The 18763-nt window shown below is 69.3% G+C and carries 19 protein-coding genes; 1 reads left to right on the top strand and 18 read right to left on the bottom strand.

Annotated elements, in window-relative coordinates:
* Position 1: 1 nt before the first annotated feature.
* The 10 genes from KV203_RS09250 to KV203_RS09205 all read right to left on the bottom strand — a co-directional run bounded on the left by KV203_RS09250 (position 2) and on the right by KV203_RS09205 (position 9031).
* Positions 2–1192 (bottom strand): AAA family ATPase, encoded by a 1191-nt coding sequence (locus tag KV203_RS09250; RefSeq protein ID WP_066468173.1) that lies wholly within the window; start codon positions 1190–1192, stop codon positions 2–4.
* Entirely contained in the window at positions 1192–2334 is a 1143-nt protein-coding gene (gene carA / locus KV203_RS09245) for a glutamine-hydrolyzing carbamoyl-phosphate synthase small subunit (protein ID WP_066468172.1), read from the bottom strand. Before carA ends, KV203_RS09250 begins: the two co-directional genes overlap by 1 nt.
* Positions 2331–2861 (bottom strand): PH-like domain-containing protein, encoded by a 531-nt coding sequence (locus KV203_RS09240; RefSeq protein ID WP_066468171.1) that lies wholly within the window; start codon positions 2859–2861, stop codon positions 2331–2333. The genes carA and KV203_RS09240 overlap by 4 nt, the downstream gene beginning before the upstream one ends.
* Complete coding sequence (locus KV203_RS09235; protein WP_066468170.1) at positions 2849–4153, bottom strand: dihydroorotase; 1305 nt, start codon at positions 4151–4153, stop codon at positions 2849–2851. Before KV203_RS09235 ends, KV203_RS09240 begins: the two co-directional genes overlap by 13 nt.
* On the bottom strand, positions 4150–5100 hold the full coding sequence (locus KV203_RS09230) for an aspartate carbamoyltransferase catalytic subunit (RefSeq protein ID WP_066468168.1): 951 nt from the start codon (positions 5098–5100) through the stop codon (positions 4150–4152). The genes KV203_RS09235 and KV203_RS09230 overlap by 4 nt, the downstream gene beginning before the upstream one ends.
* A 3-nt stretch (positions 5101–5103) precedes the next feature.
* Positions 5104–5694: a bifunctional pyr operon transcriptional regulator/uracil phosphoribosyltransferase PyrR gene (pyrR, locus tag KV203_RS09225; protein WP_066468166.1), complete on the bottom strand. Its 591-nt coding sequence runs from the start codon at positions 5692–5694 to the stop codon at positions 5104–5106.
* A gap of 63 nt (positions 5695–5757) precedes the next feature.
* Positions 5758–6714, bottom strand: coding sequence for an SDR family NAD(P)-dependent oxidoreductase (locus KV203_RS09220; RefSeq protein ID WP_066468164.1), 957 nt, complete (start codon positions 6712–6714; stop codon positions 5758–5760).
* Positions 6715–6778: 64 nt separating this feature from the next.
* The gene (gene nusB, locus KV203_RS09215; protein ID WP_066468163.1) at positions 6779–7276 is read right to left on the bottom strand and encodes a transcription antitermination factor NusB; all 498 of its coding nucleotides are present in this window, start codon (positions 7274–7276) and stop codon (positions 6779–6781) included.
* 15 nt (positions 7277–7291) lie between these two features.
* Complete coding sequence (gene efp / locus KV203_RS09210; protein ID WP_066468161.1) at positions 7292–7855, bottom strand: elongation factor P; 564 nt, start codon at positions 7853–7855, stop codon at positions 7292–7294.
* Between the two features lie 45 nt (positions 7856–7900).
* Positions 7901–9031: a M24 family metallopeptidase gene (locus tag KV203_RS09205; RefSeq protein ID WP_373279205.1), complete on the bottom strand. Its 1131-nt coding sequence runs from the start codon at positions 9029–9031 to the stop codon at positions 7901–7903.
* Positions 9032–9079: 48 nt separating this feature from the next.
* Between KV203_RS09205 and KV203_RS09200 the strand changes: the two genes are divergently transcribed.
* Positions 9080–9508: a B-4DMT family transporter gene (locus KV203_RS09200; protein ID WP_157079713.1), complete on the top strand. Its 429-nt coding sequence runs from the start codon at positions 9080–9082 to the stop codon at positions 9506–9508.
* A gap of 10 nt (positions 9509–9518) precedes the next feature.
* Here KV203_RS09200 and aroB read toward each other — a convergent pair whose 3' ends face one another.
* The 8 genes from aroB to alaS are packed head-to-tail and all read right to left on the bottom strand — an operon-like array spanning position 9519 to position 18703.
* Complete coding sequence (aroB, locus tag KV203_RS09195; RefSeq protein WP_083529873.1) at positions 9519–10622, bottom strand: 3-dehydroquinate synthase; 1104 nt, start codon at positions 10620–10622, stop codon at positions 9519–9521.
* Entirely contained in the window at positions 10619–11149 is a 531-nt protein-coding gene (locus KV203_RS09190) for a shikimate kinase (protein WP_066468312.1), read from the bottom strand. Before KV203_RS09190 ends, aroB begins: the two co-directional genes overlap by 4 nt.
* 32 nt (positions 11150–11181) lie before the next feature.
* Positions 11182–12396, bottom strand: coding sequence for a chorismate synthase (gene aroC, locus KV203_RS09185; protein ID WP_066468156.1), 1215 nt, complete (start codon positions 12394–12396; stop codon positions 11182–11184).
* Positions 12397–12423: 27 nt separating this feature from the next.
* Positions 12424–12900 carry a prepilin peptidase gene (locus KV203_RS09180; RefSeq protein WP_246600813.1) on the bottom strand — a complete coding sequence of 159 codons (477 nt, stop codon included), beginning with the start codon at positions 12898–12900 and terminating at the stop codon, positions 12424–12426.
* Positions 12901–12934: 34 nt separating this feature from the next.
* The gene (locus KV203_RS09175; protein ID WP_066468154.1) at positions 12935–13783 is read right to left on the bottom strand and encodes a shikimate dehydrogenase; all 849 of its coding nucleotides are present in this window, start codon (positions 13781–13783) and stop codon (positions 12935–12937) included.
* A 26-nt stretch (positions 13784–13809) separates the two neighbouring features.
* The gene (gene mltG / locus KV203_RS09170; RefSeq protein WP_066468153.1) at positions 13810–15537 is read right to left on the bottom strand and encodes an endolytic transglycosylase MltG; all 1728 of its coding nucleotides are present in this window, start codon (positions 15535–15537) and stop codon (positions 13810–13812) included.
* A complete protein-coding gene (gene ruvX, locus KV203_RS09165; RefSeq protein WP_066468151.1) occupies positions 15534–16046 on the bottom strand; it encodes a Holliday junction resolvase RuvX in 513 nt (170 codons plus the stop codon). Before ruvX ends, mltG begins: the two co-directional genes overlap by 4 nt.
* Positions 16043–18703, bottom strand: coding sequence for an alanine--tRNA ligase (alaS, locus tag KV203_RS09160; RefSeq protein ID WP_066468149.1), 2661 nt, complete (start codon positions 18701–18703; stop codon positions 16043–16045). The genes ruvX and alaS overlap by 4 nt, the downstream gene beginning before the upstream one ends.
* Positions 18704–18763 lie beyond the last annotated feature (60 nt).

The following is an 18763-nucleotide window of genomic DNA, read 5'->3' as shown; positions in this document are numbered from 1 at the left end:
GTCAGCGAATCCCGGCCGGGTCCGCGGCCGCCAGGAATCCTTCATTCCACAAGGCCCCGAGCTGCGCACCGGCGTCGATCATCTCCATGATCAGCTGACTGTCACTGGCCCGAGTCACCTCCGCGAATCCGTCCGGGCCACGACCGATCATCCAGAGCTCCTGCGGGTAGATCGCGCCGAGAAAGTCCGGCGAGTGCGTTGTGACGAGCACCTGAGCGGAGGCGGAGACTTGCCGAATCTCATCAGCCAGGATCGGCAGCAGACTCGGGTGCAGCTGGTTCTCCGGCTCTTCGATCCCGATTACCGGCGGCGGAGTCGGGTCGTAGAAGATCGTGAGGTAGGCGAGTAGCTTCAGCGTGCCATCACTGACGAATCGAGCGAGCACCGGCTCATCGAACGGCCGATCCTTCAACCGAAGCAGCAGGCGCCCGTCGGCCAAGGTGTCGGACGTGACCCGCTCAACGTGCGGAACCCGCTGGCTCAGCACCTCGAAAATTCGCCCAAGGCGCTCGGGGTGGCTCTCCTGGAGGTACTGGATGACATTCGGCAGATTGTCGCCAGTTTGACTGAGCCGCTCCTGCGGGCCCGCTACCGGGGTCGTTCGAGAGTTACCGGCAGATATGTAGGAGAGGTACCACCCGGACACAAAGTTGCGTAACACCCGCACTCGAGGGTGCGCGCGAAATTGCCCCAGTGCCGAAACAGCGAGAAGGTCGGGACTCTCCAGCTCGACCTGCTCCGACCGCCCGGACTTCTCGTCCCAGACCGCGCCCTGCCCTCGGCTGAACCGAATAATGTCCCGAGGTCTGCCAGAACCCTGCGCCGACGTCCAGCGCATCCGCTCCTCGACGACAACCGGTGCACCACGCTCCTCGTCGATCGCGAGCTGGTAGGTGACCAACCGACTCTTTCGATGGACGGAGGTTCGATACTTCAGCTCGAACTCAACCGGCCCATCGGCACCTACACTGCGGATTCCCGCCATCCGGTTTCGGGCATCCCAGGCGCTCCGAAGACCGCTGCTGAACGCCTCGTGCAAGAACGCGAACACATCGAAAACAGTAGATTTCCCACTGCCATTCGCCCCGGTCAACACGGTCAGCTTGGTCAGCTTGGCGAAACTGACGTCCCTCAGCAATCGATAGTTTTTGATCTTGATGGACTCGATGCCCGAGGGAGTGTCCGACGACATCAACGCCTGCTCCCGTCCATCAGCTCGACGAACCGGTCGAACAGGTAGGCCGCGTCGTGCGGACCGGCCGCGGCCTCGGGGTGATACTGCACCGAGAACGCCCGACCGGGTCCCCCGGCCGAATCGAGCAGCCGCACCCCTTCGACCACGCCGTCGTTGGCGCAGGTGTGCGATACCTCGGCGCGGCCGAACGGGGTGTCGAAGCGCTCGCCCGCCTCGCCCTCGAGCGCGAAGCCGTGGTTCTGCGCGGTGATCGCGATCCGGCCGGTGGCCCGCTCGATCACCGGGATGTTGATCCCGCGATGACCGAAGGTCATCTTGTAGGTATTGCGGCCCAGCGCCCGGCCGAGGATCTGGTTGCCGAAGCAGATACCGAACAGCGGCAGGCCCGCGTCCAGCGCTGCCCGGGTGAGTGCCACCGCGTTGCCGGCCGTGACCGGGTCGCCCGGTCCGTTGGACAGGAACACCCCGTCCGGCGCCAGCTCGGCGACCTGTTCGAAGCTGGCAGCGGCAGGCAGGACGTGCACCCGGACCCCGCGGGCGGCCAGCATCCGCGGCGTGTTGGTCTTGATCCCGAGGTCGATCGCGGCCACGGTGAACCGCGGTTCGCCGGTCGGTTCGATCGTGTATTCGGTGGTCGTGGACACCTCCCCGGCCAGGTCGGCACCGCGCATCGCGGGTTGACCGGCGACCCGGGCGAGCATCTCGTCATCGGCGGCGAGGGCGTCGCCGGAGAAGATCCCGGCCTTCATCGAGCCGGCGGTACGGAGATGGCGGACGACGGCCCGGGTGTCGATCCCGGCAATCCCGACGATCCGCTGCGCGATCAAGGCGTCCGGCAAGGTTCCGGTCGCGCGCCAGTTCGAGACCCGCCGGGCCGGGTCACGCACCGCGTAGCCGGCCACCCAGATCCGCCGGTCCCGCGACTCGTCGTCCTCGTCGTTCCAACCGGTGTTGCCGATCTGCGGGGCGGTCGCGACCAGGATCTGCCGGTGATAGCTGGGATCGGTGAGCATCTCCTGATAACCGGTCATCGCCGTGCAGAACACGGCTTCGCCGAGCGTCGCGCCGACCGCACCGAACGCCGCGCCGCGGAAGATCCGACCGTCTTCGAGCACCAGCGCGGCCCGTTCGGTGGTCACAACAGCTCTCCGTTCTGTGGCACCGGATCGCCCTGCGCCGGTGGTCGCTCGTAGCGCCGCACCCACGCGGGGTATACCGACTTGTCGTCGGCCCGGAATCCGGTATCGACCTCGGTTCCGTTCGGCAGCCGCCAACGCACCACCAGCACACCCGCGGTGCCCATCACCTTGCCGGCGTGCCCGCGCTCGGTGCGGATCGTACCGACCGAATCGTGCGGAATCCAGATCGCGTTGGCAGCGGTCCGGGTCAGCAGGATCCCCTCCTCGAACCGGGTCAGCTCGGCGAGCGCGCGGTCGCCGAGGTCGCCGGCGGTGATCCGATCCTGCCAGCTGGGTGCGAAGGTGCTGCCGAGGTAGAGGCCGGGTGCCGGTTCCAGCACCTGGGCGCCCACGTCACCGGGGAGGTCGGGCAGATGACCGACGCGGCCCAGCTGACGGCGGCCGCGGTTACGCCGGCCGCGGAGCATCGCCCACACCCCGATGCCCCAGAGCGCCGCGAAGGCCAGCACCCATATCAGTCGTTCCATGACCGATCCACCACTTTCCCGTCTCGGGCCGTGATCCGACCCCGCAGCAACGTCGCAGTCACCTGCGCCGGCAGCTCCATCGACTCGTAGGGCGTGTTGTCGGCGATGCTGGCCAGCTCCGCGCCCCGAACCGTCCACACCGCGTCCGGGTCGACCAGCACGAGGTTGGCCGGCTCGCCGACCACGATCGGGCGCCCCTGGTCGGGCAATCCCACGATCTGCGCCGGGCGCTCACTGAGCACCCGAGCCACGCCACGCCAGTCCAGCAACCCCGGCGTGAGCATCGTCGCAACCACCACCGACAATGCGGTCTGCAGGCCCAGCATCCCCGGCCGGGCCAGCGCGAACTCGCAGCATTTGTCCTGGGCGGCGTGCGGCGCGTGGTCGGTCGCCACGCAGTCCAGCACGCCCTCGGCCAGGGCCCGGCGCAGCGCAACGGTGTCGCCGACCTCGCGCAACGGCGGATTCACCTTGTTCACCGGGTCGTAGCCGACCAGCCGGGAATCGTCGAGCAGCAGGTGGTGCGGGGTCACTTCGGCGGTGATCGCAATGCCCTGGGCCTTGGCCCAGCGCAGCAGCTCCACCGTGCCCGCGGTCGAGGCATGACAGATGTGCACGCGCGCGCCGGCGTCCCGGGCGAGTATTACATCCCGGGCGACGATCGACTCCTCGGCGGCACGCGGCCAGCCGGTCAGCCCGAGCCGAGACGCGGTCGGACCTTCATGGGCGAGCGCACCTTCGGTGAGTCGAGGCTCCTCGGCGTGCTGGGCGATCAGCACATTCAACGATGTTGCATATTCCAGCGCCCGGCGCATGAGCAGCGGATCGTGCACACACTTGCCGTCATCGGAGAACATCCGGACAGCGGCCGCACCGGCCGCCATGGTGCCCAGCTCGGCGAGCTTCGTCCCGGCCAGCCCGACGGTGACCGCCCCGACCGGATATACGTCGACCAAGCCGACCTCGCGACCGCGCCGCCAGACATGGTCGGTGACCACCGCCGTGTCGGCGACCGGGTCGGTGTTCGCCATGGCGAACACCGCCGTGTACCCGCCCAGCGCCGCGGCCGCCGACCCGGTTTCGATCGTCTCGGTATCCTCGCGGCCGGGTTCCCGCAGGTGGGTGTGCAGATCGACAAAGCCCGGAAGGAGAATTCCGCCGGCCGCATCGAGCCGCTCCGCCCCGGCCGGGGCCGTCAGGCCGGCGCCGATCTCCCGAATCTCCCCGTCCGCGATCAGAACGTCGACCGGCTCCTCGCCGTACGGACGGGCTCGGCTGATCAATACCGTCATGTCAGGGCCGCTTCGGTGCCGACCAATACGTTGAACAACACGGCCATCCGCACGTGCACTCCGTTCGTGACCTGCGCCAAGATCGCAGCCTGCGGGGAATCGGCAACCGCGGCGGCGATCTCCATTCCGCGCAGCATCGGTCCGGGGTGCAATACCACCGCGGACTCGTCCAGCAGGCCCAGCCGCCGCTCGGACAGCCCGTACCGCACCGCGTACTCCCGGGCACTCGGGAAGAAGCCGCCGTTCATCCGCTCCGCCTGCACCCGCAGCATGAGCACGGCGTCCGCGCCGGGCAGCTCGGCATCCAGCGAATCCACCACGGTGACCGGCCAGTCCGCGACCCCCACCGGCAGCAGCGTGCGCGGTGCCACCAGCACCACCTCCGCGCCGAGCAGGGCGAGCAGGAACGCGTTGGACCGGGCGACCCTACTGTGCAGGATGTCGCCGACGATCAGCACTCGCCGACCCTCGATCCCACCCAGCCGCTGCCGGATGGTCAACGCGTCCAGCAAGGCCTGCGTCGGATGCTCATGGGTACCGTCGCCGGCGTTGATCACCGCGGGCGTCGCGGCACCGGCCGCCGCATCGTCGAGCCACGCGGCGATGCGGTGCGCGGCTCCGGACGCCGGATGCCGGATGATCAACGCATCCGCGCCGGCCGCGTGCAGCGTCAGCGCGGTGTCGCGGAGCGACTCCCCCTTCTGCACCGAGGAACTGCTGGCGCTGACGTTGACCACATCCGCGCTCAACCACTTGCCGGCGACCTCGAACGACACCCGGGTGCGCGTCGAGTTCTCGTAGAAGACGGTCATCACCGTGCGGCCGCGCAGCGTCGGCAGCTTGCGCACCTCCCGGCCGAGCAGAGCCTGTTGGAACCGCTCGGCGTCGTCGAGGAGCGCAACCGCCGCGTCGGGGGTCAGATCGGTGACCGAGAGCAGGTGTCGCACCGGTCAGCCTCGCGCATCGCGCAGGTACACGCCGTCGCGCCCGTCCGGCTCGGCGAGCAGCACCGACACATCCTCGCTCCGCGCCGTCGGCACGTTCTTGCCGACGTAGTCGGCGCGCAGCGGGAGCTCCCGATGACCCCGGTCGATCAAGACCGCCAGCTGCACCGCGCGCGGACGGCCCAGGTCACGTAACGCATCGAGGGCCGCGCGCACCGACCGGCCGGAGAAGAGCACGTCGTCGACCAGGATCACCAGGGCGTCGTCGATACCACCGTCCGGCACCGAGGTCCGCTCCAGCGGCCGGTGCGGCTGGGAGCGCAGGTCGTCGCGGTAGAGCGTGATGTCGAGCGATCCGGTTCCGGGCCGCAGGCCGGTGTACTCGGCAATCCGGTCGGCGAGCCGGGTGGCAAGGGTGGTACCCCGGGTGGGGATACCCAACAGCAACACTCGCGGGGCGCCGACGCCGGAGTCCAACGCGGTCTTCTCGATGATCTGATGCGATATCCGGGCGATCGTGCGGGCCACCTCGGACTCGGACAACAGCTCTCGCCCGGCCTGCACCCGCTGGGGATCGTGCCGCTCCGGCACACCCATACCACCGACCTCCTTCTCCGCCTCACCGGACGGACCGTTAAAGGATGTCTGTCGCACCGCACATTACCCGGGCCGGACATCCGGGTCGACAGTGTCCCCCAGCAGTTCCTCGGTCGCGACCCACAGTCGTCGTTCCCGTGCCGGGTCGATCGCGAACGGCTCGACCGTCCGTTCGGTGTCCTTGACCACGAAGGCACCGTCGCGCAGGTGGGCCCACCGGTCGTCGAGCACCACCGACGCGAACAACGGGCCGGATTCGGCCGGCGTCGACACCCCGGGGAGGGCGGCAACGGCCCGACCGATCCACTGCACGGCGGCACCCTGGTCGCGGCCCAGGCCGGTTCCGGGCATGAAGCCCGGCTCGAACACGGCCACACCGATCCCGTCCGGTGCGCGACGCTGCAGCTCGTGTGCGTAGTAGAGGACCGCGAGCTTGGAATTCGAGTACGCGATACCGGACGGTTGCGTCCCGGCGGGCTCGGCCGCGGGCAGCGGCCGGGCGAGTTCGATCGGGTCCCGCCACACCGCGGGCGCGACCCGCAGAATACGGCGGTACACGTTCTGGTGGTAAGTGTTCGACCCGACCAGCACGATTCGGGCGGGGGCGGTGAAGCTGTCCAGCAGGTCGCCGATCAGCTGGGCATGGGCGAGATAGTTCACCGCGAAGGTCAGCTCGTAGCCGTCTGCCGACACGGCGTGGGTATCGGCAGACATCAGTCCGGCGTTCGCCACCAGCCCGCGCAGCGGACGCACCGCACCGGCCACCAACAGATCCTTGACCTGCTGCGCCGCCCGGCGCACATCGGCCAGCCGCGCCAGGTCGCAGCCGATCTGCCGGACCGTCGCTCCGGTCTGTCGCACTTCGGCCGCCAGCCCGTCCAAGGTGCGGCCGGGCCGGCCGAGCAGCACCAGATCGGGTCGCCCTCGCGCGGGCCGGCCAGCCATCGCGAGGGTCGTGGCCCGGCCCAGGCCGCCGGTCGATCCGGTGATCAACACGGTGCCGGATGCGATCGAATCCACGGTTACGCTCCTCGTCTCATGAATTCGGACGTCGAGTTCTCGCCCGATTGCGAGATTCTCGTCGTCAGCCGGCCGACGACTCCGGCGATGTCGCCGCCGCAGCGGCCCGCACCTGCGGGGCGACCACGACGATCTGCCCCAGGACCCCGTTGACGAAACTCGGCGAGTCGTCGGTGGACAGCTCCTTTGCCAACTCGACCGCCTCGTCGACCGCGACGACCGGCGGAACGTCGGCCGCATGGAACAACTCCCACACCGCGATGCGCAGGATCGCTCGATCCACCGCCGGCAGCCGCGGCAACGTCCAATCCTGCAGGTAGTCGGCGATGGTCCGGTCGATCCGATCCTGGTCGGCGGCCACGCCCAGCACCAGGGTCGCGGCGTACGCGCTCACCGACGGAATCGTGTCGTCGGCCGCGGCCAGCTCACGGCGCTGCGTGACGACATCGGCGGGCGCGACACCGCGCGCCTCGGCCTCGAAGAGCAGGTCCAGCGCACGTCGGCGGGCCCGATGCCGGGCGCCGTGCTTCTTGGGCGGTTCCGGCCGTGATTCGTCGGTCATCCGGTTACAGATCGACTACGCGTTGACACGGCCGAGGTAGTTACCGTCACGCGAATCGATCTTCAACTTGTCGCCGGTGTTGATGAACAACGGCACCTGCACCTCGGCGCCGGTCTCCAGGGTCGCCGGTTTGGTGCCGCCGGTCGACCGATCGCCTTGCAGACCGGGGTCGGTGTGCCGCACCTCCAATTCGACGGTGACCGGCAGCTCGACATAGAGCGGCTCACCCTCGTGGGTCGCGACCTGAACCTTCATGCTCTCCAGCAGGAACTGCGCGCCGTCGCCGATGGTCGCCTCGGCGATCGCGATCTGCTCGAAGGTCTGGGCGTCCATGAACACATAGTCCGAGCCGTCGTGGTAGAGGTAGGTCATGTCGCGCCGGTCGACGGTCGCGGTCTCCACCTTGACGCCGGCGTTGAACGTCTTGTCCACCACCTTGCCGGACAGCACGTTCTTCAGCTTGGTGCGCACGAAGGCGGGGCCTTTACCCGGCTTCACGTGCTGGAACTCGATGATCTGCTGCAGGTTTCCGTCGATCCGCAGCACCAGACCGTTCTTGAAATCGCTCGTATCAGCCACAATCTCCTCTTTCGTGCACCCGCTACGACACCCCGGTTCGGGGGTCTAGACGATGGTCAGCTCCTTGCTGGTCGACGTGAGCAGTTCCGGACCCGCCGCACGCACCACCAGGGTGTCCTCGATCCGGACGCCTCCGCGTCCGGAGAAGTAGACCCCGGGTTCGACGGTCACCGCCGCGCCGTCGAGCAGTGTACCGGTGCCGGCCAGGCCGATTCCGGGCGCTTCGTGGATCTCCAAACCGACGCCGTGTCCCAGGCCGTGCGGGAACAACTCGCCGTGGCCGGCGGCGTCGATCACCGCACGAGCCGCGGCATCCACCTCGCGGAGATCGGCTCCCGGAACGAGCGCCGCGCGGCCGGCCGCTTGCGCCGCGGCGACCAGCTGATAGACCTCGCGCTGCCAGTCGGCGGCTTTCCGGAGCACGAAGGTGCGGGTCATGTCGGAGTGGTAGCCGTCGACCACAGCACCGAAATCCAGCTTGAGGAAATCTCCGGCAACCAGCTCCTGATCGGTCGGCCGGTGATGCGGGACCGCCGAATTCGCACCGGCCGCGACGATGGTCTCGAATGCGACCGCGTGCGCACCGCGGTCGAACATCGCCCACTCCAGCTCGCGCGCGACCGCTCGCTCGGAGCGTCCGGGCCGCAGGCTGCCTCGCTCCAGCAGGTCGGCCAGTGCAGCGTCGGCGATCGCACAGGCCGCACGCAGCCGATCCACCTCGTAGGGGTCCTTCACCTCACGGAGCCGCGCGATCATCCCGGTCGTCGGGACCAGAGCCAGGTCCGGCACGACGGCGGTCAGCCGGCCGTATCCGGCAACCGTGATCGCCTCCGCTTCGAATCCGAGCCGACCGACGCCCAGCTCGCCGGCCCGCGTCGCGAGCGCCGGCCCCACCGCCCGCTCGATCACCGCCGCCAGATCGGGCACCTGGGCAGATACCTGCGTACGGTAGCGGCCGTCGGTGGCGATCACCGTGCGCTGCTCGGCGTCGTATTCGTCGTCGGCGACCACGAGCAGGGCCGCGTTCGAGCCGGTGAACCCGGTGAGATAGCGAATTCCGACGAGGTCGGTGACCAACAACGCCGGTAGCTCTGCCGTACCGAGCGCGGCGCGCAGGGCGGCGCGGCGCGGCGCGTAGTCGGGCAGCCGGGCCGGCCCCGGTCGATTGGCTGGCATAAGCCGAACCTACCGCCGACCGGGACATCGCACGTTACCGTGACGAACGTGGTTACCTGGTTGTTCCGTGGGGTCGTGCTGGCCGCGGTGAACGTCGCCGCCCGCGTCCTCGTCGGGTTCGCCTCGGCAGCAACGCCGACGCAGGGCTGGCTGTTCCGCTGGGCCGGTCTGGCGGTGGTCGTGCTGGCCGCACTCGTCTGGGGACTGCTCGACGGCCGCCGCGACCGCCCCGACCAGGCGCTGCGCTGGGTGCAGAGCGGTGCCGCAGCAGCGGTGATCGCCGGGGTGGTGGCGTGGTTGCTCGACCGGCTGCCGGGTTTCTACCTCGGCGACAACCAGCTGATCTTCGAGCTCACCTCGGGCGCCGCGTGGACGCTGCTGCTGGTGGTGATACCCGCGATGGTCGGGGTCGCGCTCGGTGGCCGGTTTGCCCGAACCCCGCGCCGGACGGCGCAGCCGGCCACCCTGTCCAGCTGATCGGTACCGGTTACAGCGTGACGGTCGGGTCGGCGTCGCGCGCCACCGCCGAGTATGCGGCAGCGAGGAGGGCGGGATCCGGACCTTCCAGCCGGCTCGGTCGGCCCAGCCCGTCCAGCACGACGAACCGCAGTAGACCCGAGCGGGCCTTCTTGTCGGTCTGCATGGTGGCCAACAGATCGGGCAGCGCGTCCGCGTCGTAGCCGGTGGGCAAGCCGAGGCCGGCCAAGATGGTCCGATGCCGGTCGGCGGTCGCATCGTCGAGGCGGCCGGCGAGCCGGCCCAGTTCCGCGGCGAACACCAACCCGACCGAGACGGCGGCGCCGTGCCGCCAGCGATACCGTTCCCGACGCTCGATCGCGTGTCCGAGGGTGTGACCGTAGTTGAGGATCTCCCGCTGGCCGGACTCCCGCAGGTCGGCACCGACCACCTGGGCCTTCACCTCGATCGCGCGCCGGATCAGTTCCGGCAGCACCGGTCCGGTCGGGTCCAGTGCGGCCGCGGGGTCACGCTCGATCACATCGAGGATCACCGGGTCGGCGATGAAACCGGCCTTCACGATCTCGGCCATCCCGGCAACGATCTCGTTCCGCGGGACCGTCTCCAGGGTGGCCAGGTCGACCAGCACCGCGGCCGGTTCGTGGAAGACGCCGACCAGGTTTTTTCCGGCATCGGTATTGATCCCGGTCTTGCCGCCGACCGCCGCATCGACCATGGCCAGCAACGTGGTCGGCACCTGCACGATCCGGACCCCACGCATCCAGGTGGCAGCGACGAATCCGGCCAAGTCGGTGGCCGCACCACCGCCGAGGCCGACCACGGCATCGCTGCGGGTGAGCCCGATCCGGCCGAAAACTTCCCAGCAGTACCCCGCGACCGCCAGATCCTTGCCGCCTTCCGCGTCGGGGATCTCGATCCGATGCGCGTCGATGCCGGTCTCGGCCAGCGCAGCGCGAACCACCTCGGCGGTCTCGGCGAGGGTCGGCTGATGCAGGATCGCCACGGTCGCGGTGCCGGCGAGCTGGTGTACCAGCTCGCCGAGCAGTCCTCGACCGATGATCACCGGGTACGGCCGCTCGGCACGTACCTCGATCCGGGTCGGCTCGTCGCTCACCTGACTCTCCCTTCGGGTTGCGGCGCGGTCAATCGGGCGGTCAGCTGCCGGACCACCCGGCTCGGGCTGCGCCCGTCGGTCCGGATCCGGATCGTGGCCACCTGCCGGTACAGCGGCTGCCGGCGACGCATCAAGTCACGATAGGCCGCCGCCGGGTCGGCACCTGCCAACAGCGGACGGTTGCGGCTCATCCGGGTCCGGCGCAGGCCTTCGGTCAGGCTGATCTCCAGATACACCACGGTGTGCGAACGCAGCCCGGCGCGAGTGCGCGGCGACAACACCGCGCCGCCACCGAGCGAGAGGATGCCGGGGAATCCCCGGACCGCATCCCCGACCACCTCTTCCTCGATCGCCCGGAACGCGGCCTCGCCGTCGGTGGCGAAGATTTCGGAGATGGTGCGCCCGGTGCGATCCTCGACCGCGACGTCGGTGTCGAGGAACTCGACACCGAGCTCGCGGGCCAACCGCCGACCGATCGTGGACTTGCCGGCACCGGGCAGGCCGACCAACACCGCTCGAGGCTTTATCGCCGGCGCCGGCCCGCTCGGCTCCGGCTCGGTCACAACGCGGCGTCGGCCGGCTGTGGCGGTCGCTCGGCGATCCGTTGCCGGTAGCCGGCGATGTTCCGGGCGGTCTCGGCCAGCGAATCGCCACCGAACTTCTCCAACGCGGCCTGCGCCACGACCAACGCGACCATGCTCTCGGCGACCACCCCGGCTGCCGGCACCGCACACACGTCCGAGCGCTGGTGGATGGCGACGGCCGGGTCGCCGGTGGACATGTCCACCGTGGCGAGCGCGCGCGGCACCGTGGAGATCGGCTTCATCGCAGCACGAACCCGCAACGGCTCGCCGTTGGTCATGCCCCCTTCGAGACCACCGGCCCGATTGGTCGATCTCAGCACTCCGTCCGGGCCCGGCTGCATCTCGTCGTGCGCCTGGCTGCCGCGGCGGCGCGCGGTCAGGAAACCATCGCCGACCTCGACGCCCTTGATCGCCTGGATACCCATGAGCGCACCGGCAAGCCGCGCGTCGAGTCGATTCTCGCCGCTGGTGAACGAGCCGAGCCCCACGGGCAGGCCGGCAACGATCACTTCCACCACTCCGCCGAGGGTGTCGCCATCCTGCTTGGCAGCCTCGATCTCGGCGATCATCGCCGCCTCCGCGACAGCGTCGAATGCCCGCACGGGGCTGGCGTCGACGGCCGGCAGGTCGGCCGGAGTCGGCGCCGAACCGTCCGGCGCGGTCGCGGTTCCGATTGCCACAACGTGGGAGAGCACCGCCACCCCCAACGCCTGGGACAGGAACGATCGGGCCACCGTGCCGGCCGCGACCCGGGCCGCGGTCTCGCGCGCGCTGGCCCGTTCCAGCACCGGCCGCGCATCGTCGAAACCGTACTTGAGCATTCCGGAATAGTCTGCATGGCCAGGTCGTGGGCGGGTGAGGGGCGCGTTGCGGGCCAAGTCGGCCAGGGCCGCCGGGTCCACCGGGTCGGCCGACATCACGGTTTCCCATTTGGGCCACTCGGTGTTCCCGATCTCGATCGCGACCGGCCCGCCGAGAGTCCGGCCGTGCCGGACCCCGGCGAGCATGGTCACCACGTCGGCCTCGAACTTCATCCGGGCGCCACGGCCGTAGCCGAGTCGCCGCCGGGCCAGCTGCGCCGAGATGTCCGCCGAGGTCACCTCGACTCCGGCAACCATGCCGTCCAGGATCGCGACGAGCGCTCGGCCATGGGATTCTCCGGCAGTGATCCAACGCAGCACGCCCGCCATCTTTCCACGCGACGGCGATCCGGCCGATCACCCGGCCACCGCCAAGGCCGTCAACGTCGCCGCACACATTGCCGGACCATGCGCGAGCGGGCCGGGCCTCCCCCGACCGAGCGCGATCAACCCGGCCGTCGCCGTGAACACCGGCGCAAGCAGCGCCGCGAGCACCCATGCCGGGGCGCCGCCGAGGGCGGTCGCGGCACCGAGTCCGACGGCGAGCTTGACATCACCCGCACCGAGTGCGGCCGGCGCGGTCAGATGCACGACCAGATAACAGCCGGCGAGCAGCAACGCGCCGATCGCAGCCACCCCGAGGCTGCCCTGGCTCGCGGCGTAACCCAGTATCGCGACGGCACCGGCGGCGGTCGCCGGATTCGGTAACCGATGCTCGCGCAGATCGATCGCGGACAGCCAGGCGCACCACGCGAGCAGACAGGTGAAGGCGAGCAGCGACGTCATGCGCCGAGTCTGCGCCCGATCACCGCCGCCGACCCGGCGCGCGGCCATCGGTTGTGGATAGATCGACGGCTATCCCCAGGAACTATCCCGGAGGATCGAGCGCCGGGGAGTCGAGCGCGGCGCGCATCGCCGCACGCGGGGCGGGCCGCCCGGTGAACTGCTCGACCTGGCCGTATGCCTGCGCCAGCAACATCTCCAAGCCACTCACGACCCGGCCTCCGGCCGCCTCGACAGCACTCGCCAGCGGTGTCGGCCACGGATCGTAGATCGCGTCCAGCAGGGTCGGTGTCGGGCCGACCGCGGCTGCGATCGGCACCGCAGCGCCCGCGGGAACCGTGGATACCACCACCCGGGCGGCGGCACAGACGGCGCGCACCGTAGCGGGATCGAACCCACCGGCGCCGTCGAACCCGGCAACCTCGACCGCCATGCCGAGTCGAGCCGCCAGCGCCCGCGCACTCGCCGCACGTGCCGGCTCCCGAACCACCAGGCTCACCTGCGCCGCACCCAGACCGGCCAGAGCGAGCAGCGCCGGACGGGCCGTCCCGCCGGCGCCGAGCACGACCGCTGCGGCACCGGCCAGATCGGTGACACCGGCCCCGATCAACGCATCCCGTACCCCGTCCACGTCGGTGCAGTCCGCGCGCCAGCCGGTAGCGGTACGCACCAACGTGTTCGCCGAGCCGACCAGGCCGGCTCGGGCGCTGCGCTCGGCCGCCACGGCCAGGGCAGCCGACTTGCCCGGCATCGTGACCGACAGGCCGACCCACTCCGAGCCGAGCCCGGCCACCAGGTCGGGTAGCCGTTCCGCGGAGCACTCGATCCGCTCGTAGGTCCAGTCCGTCAGGCCGAGCGCGCGGTAGGCGGCCAGGTGCAACCGGGGCGAACGCGAGTGCGTTATCGGGCTGCCGAGCACCGCCGCTCTAGGCATGGTCAGCCGCTGTCATACCGCCGTCGTCACCGGGGCTGATCTGCTCGTCCCTGGTCGAGAATGCCGCTCTGCTTCGCCTTCTCGATGTTCGTCAAGTGTTCTTCGTAATCGGCGGTGAACAGCGTGGTGCCTTCTTTGTCCACCGTGACGAAATAAAGCCAGTTGCCCGGCTCCGGGTGCTCGACCGCCTCGAGTGCTTCGATGCTGGGCGACGAGATCGGCGTTGCCGGCAGACCCGACTTGGCGTAGGTGTTCCACGGCGTGACCTTTTCCCGGTCCGCGTCGGTAGTCGCCACCTCGGTCTCGTCCAAGGAATAGTTCACGGTCGAGTCGAACTGCAGCGGTTGATTCGCCTTGAGCCGATTCAGCACTACTCGGGCAACCTTGGGGAAGTCCGCCGGCAGCGACTCCCGCTCGACCAGTGACGCCGCGGTGAGCATCTCGTACGGGGTGAGATTCACCCCGGCACCGGCGGTCTCGATCCCCGTCTGCTCGTAGCTGGTGGCGCTGGTGCTGACCAGCTGTCGCAAGATCTCGGTCGGCGTGGCGGTGGGATCGAAGTCGAGGCTGCCGGCCGCGATCAGGCCTTCCAGCTGCCGCGTCCGGTCGGGCACTTTGCGTACCGCGTCGATCGCCCAGGCCGGCACCCCGAGCTGCGCCGGATCGCCGGCGCCGGCCTGGTTCAGGTCGTCGTAGCCGACGCATTTTTCGGCATCGGCCGGTCCGATACAGCTGGCCGACGCGATCTTGCGGTAGATGCCTTCCTTGACCGCGCCGGTATTGACGTCCTTGGAGTCGTGCAGCTGCCGTCCCTCGGACAAGATCACGTGCCCGACGCGGTTTTTCTCGTCGGTCATCGCGGCGACCGCGTCGGCGGCCGGCACGTTGGTCGGCACCGAGAAGAAGCCGGGCTGCAGGTTGTTCATCGCCTCGACCTTCACCGCTGCCTCGTAGAACGCGGCGGAACTGGCGGTGACTCCTTTTTGTGCCATCTCTTCGGCGATCGCCGAGGCGTCGTCGCCGGGGCGAACCTGGATGATCACCGGATCTCCCGGCGGCCCGGTGAAGTCGGCGGCCACGGGCGGAGTCTGATTGCCCTTGTAGATCATGAAACCCACCGCGGCGACGATCAGTACGGCGAATGTCGCGGCCAACGACAGGATCACCCGGCTGCGTTGCCGTCGGGCCGCGGCGCCCGGAGTGAGCAGCACAGCCCGGCGCGACGACTCGTCCTCCGCCGAATCCGCCGCAAACGCTTGGCCCGGCGGCAGGTAGGCCGGCTGGCCGGGCCGATGGTCCGGCGGCGACTCTTCGTATCGGGGGTGCTGGTCGCCGAGATAGGGCTGGTGGTAACCCGAATGCTCGGGATAGCCCGGCTGGTCCGGATAACCGGGCCCGTAATCGGGCCGTTCGGCGTAGCCGCCGTGCTCACGGTAGCCGGCCGGCTCTTCGTACTCGGGATACGAGGGATAGTCCGGTTGTGCTCCGTAGTGCGGTTGCGCACCATAGTCCGGTTGTCCGCCGTAGTCGGGGCCGTACTCCGGCGGTCGGTACTCGGGGTGCCGGTCGTATTCAGGTTGATGCTCGTACCCGGGTTGATGCTCGTACCCGGGCTGATCCTCGTGCGGCGGCGACGCGCCGGAGCCCGGCTCTCCAGGAGGCGTGGATCCGGGCGGGTAGGAGTCCGGATCATGGGCCCGACCCATGGTGCGGCCGGGATCCTGTCGATCGGTCGGTGTCCAACCGTTGGTCACTGCTCATCCCCTGACTGCGGCGAGTGCCATCGACGAGTGGGCCCCGACGCCGAACTGCGCTGATCCAACCATCCTTGCAAGATCGACACCGCAGCTGCCTGGTCGATCACTTTCCGCTGACCTTTCGCGCGTAGCCCGCCGGCCCGCAGGGCGCGGGCTGCTGACACCGTAGTCAGCCGTTCATCCGACAGCCGCACCGGGACCGACAGACGCCGACCCAACTCGCCGGCGAACGAAACCGCCGCCTGGGCGGATGGTCCGTGTTCGCCGCGCAACGTCCGAGGGAGCCCGACCACGACTTCGACGGCTTCATACTCCCGCACCAAGGTCGCGATGCGGTCGATATCGGAAGAATCACGAACAGATCGCGTGACGGTCTCGACCGGGGTAGCCAAGATCGCGTCCGGATCGCTGACGGCGACCCCGATCCGCACCGTGCCGACGTCGATCCCGATCCGGCGGCCGCGCCCCGGATCGGCGCCGTCCGGGTGGTCCGGACCGACGATCATCCTGCGGCGACCGCGGCGCGTGCGGCAGCCAGTGCCGCCGGAATTCCGGCCGGGTCATTCCCCGCGCCCTGTGCCAGATCCGGCTTTCCGCCTCCGCGACCACCGACTGCCGACGCGAATGATCGGATAAGCGTCCCGGCAGCAAACCCGGATTGCTGGGCGGCGGGGTTGGCGGCCACGACGAACGGCACCTTGCCGTCGACCGAACCGAGCAGCACCACAACCGCGGGCTGGGATCCGAGCCGACCTCGGATATCGATCGCCAACGTCCGCAGGTCACCGGCGGGTATCCCATCCGGCACCCGCTCGGCAACCAGCGCGACCGGACCGACGCGCTCCGCGCGCGCGGCATAGTCACCGGCCGCAGACGCGGCGGCGGCAGCGCGGACCCGCTCCAGTTCCTTTTCCGCCACCCGCAGCCGCTCGACCAGCTGCTCGATCCGGGCCGGCACCTGATCACCGGGCACTTTCAGCGAAGACGCAATCCCGGCCAGCAGTGCGCGTTCCTTCGCCAGATAGCGGTAGGAATCGAGACCGACGAATGCCTCGACCCGGCGCACCCCGGAGCCCACCGACTGCTCGCCGAGCAGCGTCACCGGGCCGATCTGCGCCGAATGGGTTACGTGCGTGCCACCGCACAGCTCCATCGAGAACGGTCCGCCGATCTCGACCACGCGAACCTCGTCGGGATAGTTCTCCCCGAACAACGCAAGCGCACCCATGCGCAACGCACTGTCCTTGTCGGTGACAAAACTGTTCACTGCGTGGTCGGCATCGACCGCGTCGTTGGTCACCGCCTCCAGCTCGGCCAGCTGAGCTGCCGACAACCCGCCCTGCCAGTTGAAGTCGAACCGCAGGTAGCCCGGCTTGTTCAACGAGCCGGCTTGAGTCGCGTTCGACCCGAGCACCTGACGCAGCGCGGCATGCACCAGGTGGGTGCCCGAGTGTCCCTGGGTAGCACCGGCGCGCCAGGCCGGATCGACCTCGGCGGTGACCACGTCCCCCTCGGTGAGCTGCCCCTCCTCGATCGTGACCCGATGCACCCAGAGCGACTTGGCGATCTTCTGCACGTCGTTCACCCGAACCCGCAGCCCGGCCGCGGCGAGCCGGCCGTGGTCGGCGATCTGACCGCCGGACTCGGCGTAGAGCGGGCTCCGGTCGAGGATCACCTCGACGTCGGCGCCGGCCTCCGCCGTGGGAATCCGCACCCCGCCGACGATCAACGCCAGCACCCGCGCGTCGGTGTTCAGTTCGGTGTAGCCGGTGAACTCGGTGGGCACCCCGTCGAGGAACTCCCGATACACCGACAAGTCGGCGTGGCTCTGCTTGCGCGCCTGCGCGTCCTCCTTGGCCCGCCGGCGCTGTTGCGACATCAGCTCGCGGAAGCCCGCTTCGTCGACTGCCAGACCGGCCTCACCGGCCATCTCCAAGGTCAGATCGATCGGAAAACCGTAGGTGTCGTGCAACGCAAACGCGTCGTCACCGCTGATCCGACTCCCGCCCGCGGCGACCACGCTGTCGCGGGCCACCGCGAACAGCTTCGAGCCCGAGTCCAATGTTCGGCGGAAGGCTGTCTCCTCGCCCACCGCGACGTTCTCGATCCGCTCGAAATCGGTCCGCAGCACCGGGTAGGACTCGGCCATCTCGTCACGGACCACGGTCATGAAGCGGTCCATCGTCGGCTGGGTCGCGCCGAGCAAGGTCGCCGATCGAACGATCCGCCGGAGCAACCGCCGCAGCACGTACCCGCGACCGTCGTTACCCGGATTCACGCCGTCGGAGATCAGCATGGCGGCGGTGCGGGCGTGGTCGGCGATCACCCGGAACTGGATGTCGGCGCCGTGGTCGCTGCCGTAACGGCGACCGGTGAGCCGCTCGGCCTCGACGATCACCGGACGTACCAGGTCGGTCTCGTAGACGTTGTCGACCCCCTGCAACACCATCGCGATCCGCTCGACCCCCATCCCGGTGTCGATGTTGCGCCGCGGCAACGGACGCAGGATCTCGAAATCGTCCTTGCCCCGCCCGGCCCCCCGCTCGTTCTGCATGAACACGAGATTCCAGATCTCGACATAGCGGTCTTCGTCCGCCTCCGGCCCGCCGTCGCGGCCGAATTCGGGACCACGGTCGTAATAGATCTCCGAGCACGGGCCGCACGGGCCCGGAATGCCCATCGACCAATAGTTGTCGGCCATGCCGCGACGCTGGATCCGCCCACTCGGCACGCCTGCGACCTCCTGCCACAGCGTGATCGCCTCGTCGTCGTCGAGGTATGCCGTCGTCCACAGCCGTTCGGGATCGAGCCCGTACCCACCGTCGGCGACACTGCCGGTCAGCAGCTCCCAGGCGTAGGTGATGGCATCGCGCTTGAAGTAGTCGCCGAAGCTGAAGTTGCCCGCCATCTGGAAGAAGGTGTTGTGCCGGGTGGTGATCCCGACATTTTCGATGTCGAGCGTGCGGACCACCTTCTGCACGCTGGTCGCTCGGTCCCAGGGCGGCGTCCGCTGGCCGAGGAAGTACGGCACGAACTGCACCATTCCGGCGTTGACGAACAGCAGGTTGGGGTCGTCCAGGACCAGCGAGGCGCTGGGCACCTCGGTGTGCCCGGCCCGGATGAAGTGGTCCAGGAAACGCCGCCGGATGTCGTGGGTCTGCACGGAGGTTCAGGTTACAAGGGTTCGGCGGTCGGATTTCCGGGGTGGCGCCGCAATGGCGAC

The sequence above is a fragment of the Skermania piniformis genome (assembly GCF_019285775.1).
Classification (GTDB): Bacteria; Actinomycetota; Actinomycetes; order Mycobacteriales; family Mycobacteriaceae; genus Skermania; species Skermania pinensis.
This window is presented reverse-complemented; position numbering and strand designations above follow the sequence as displayed.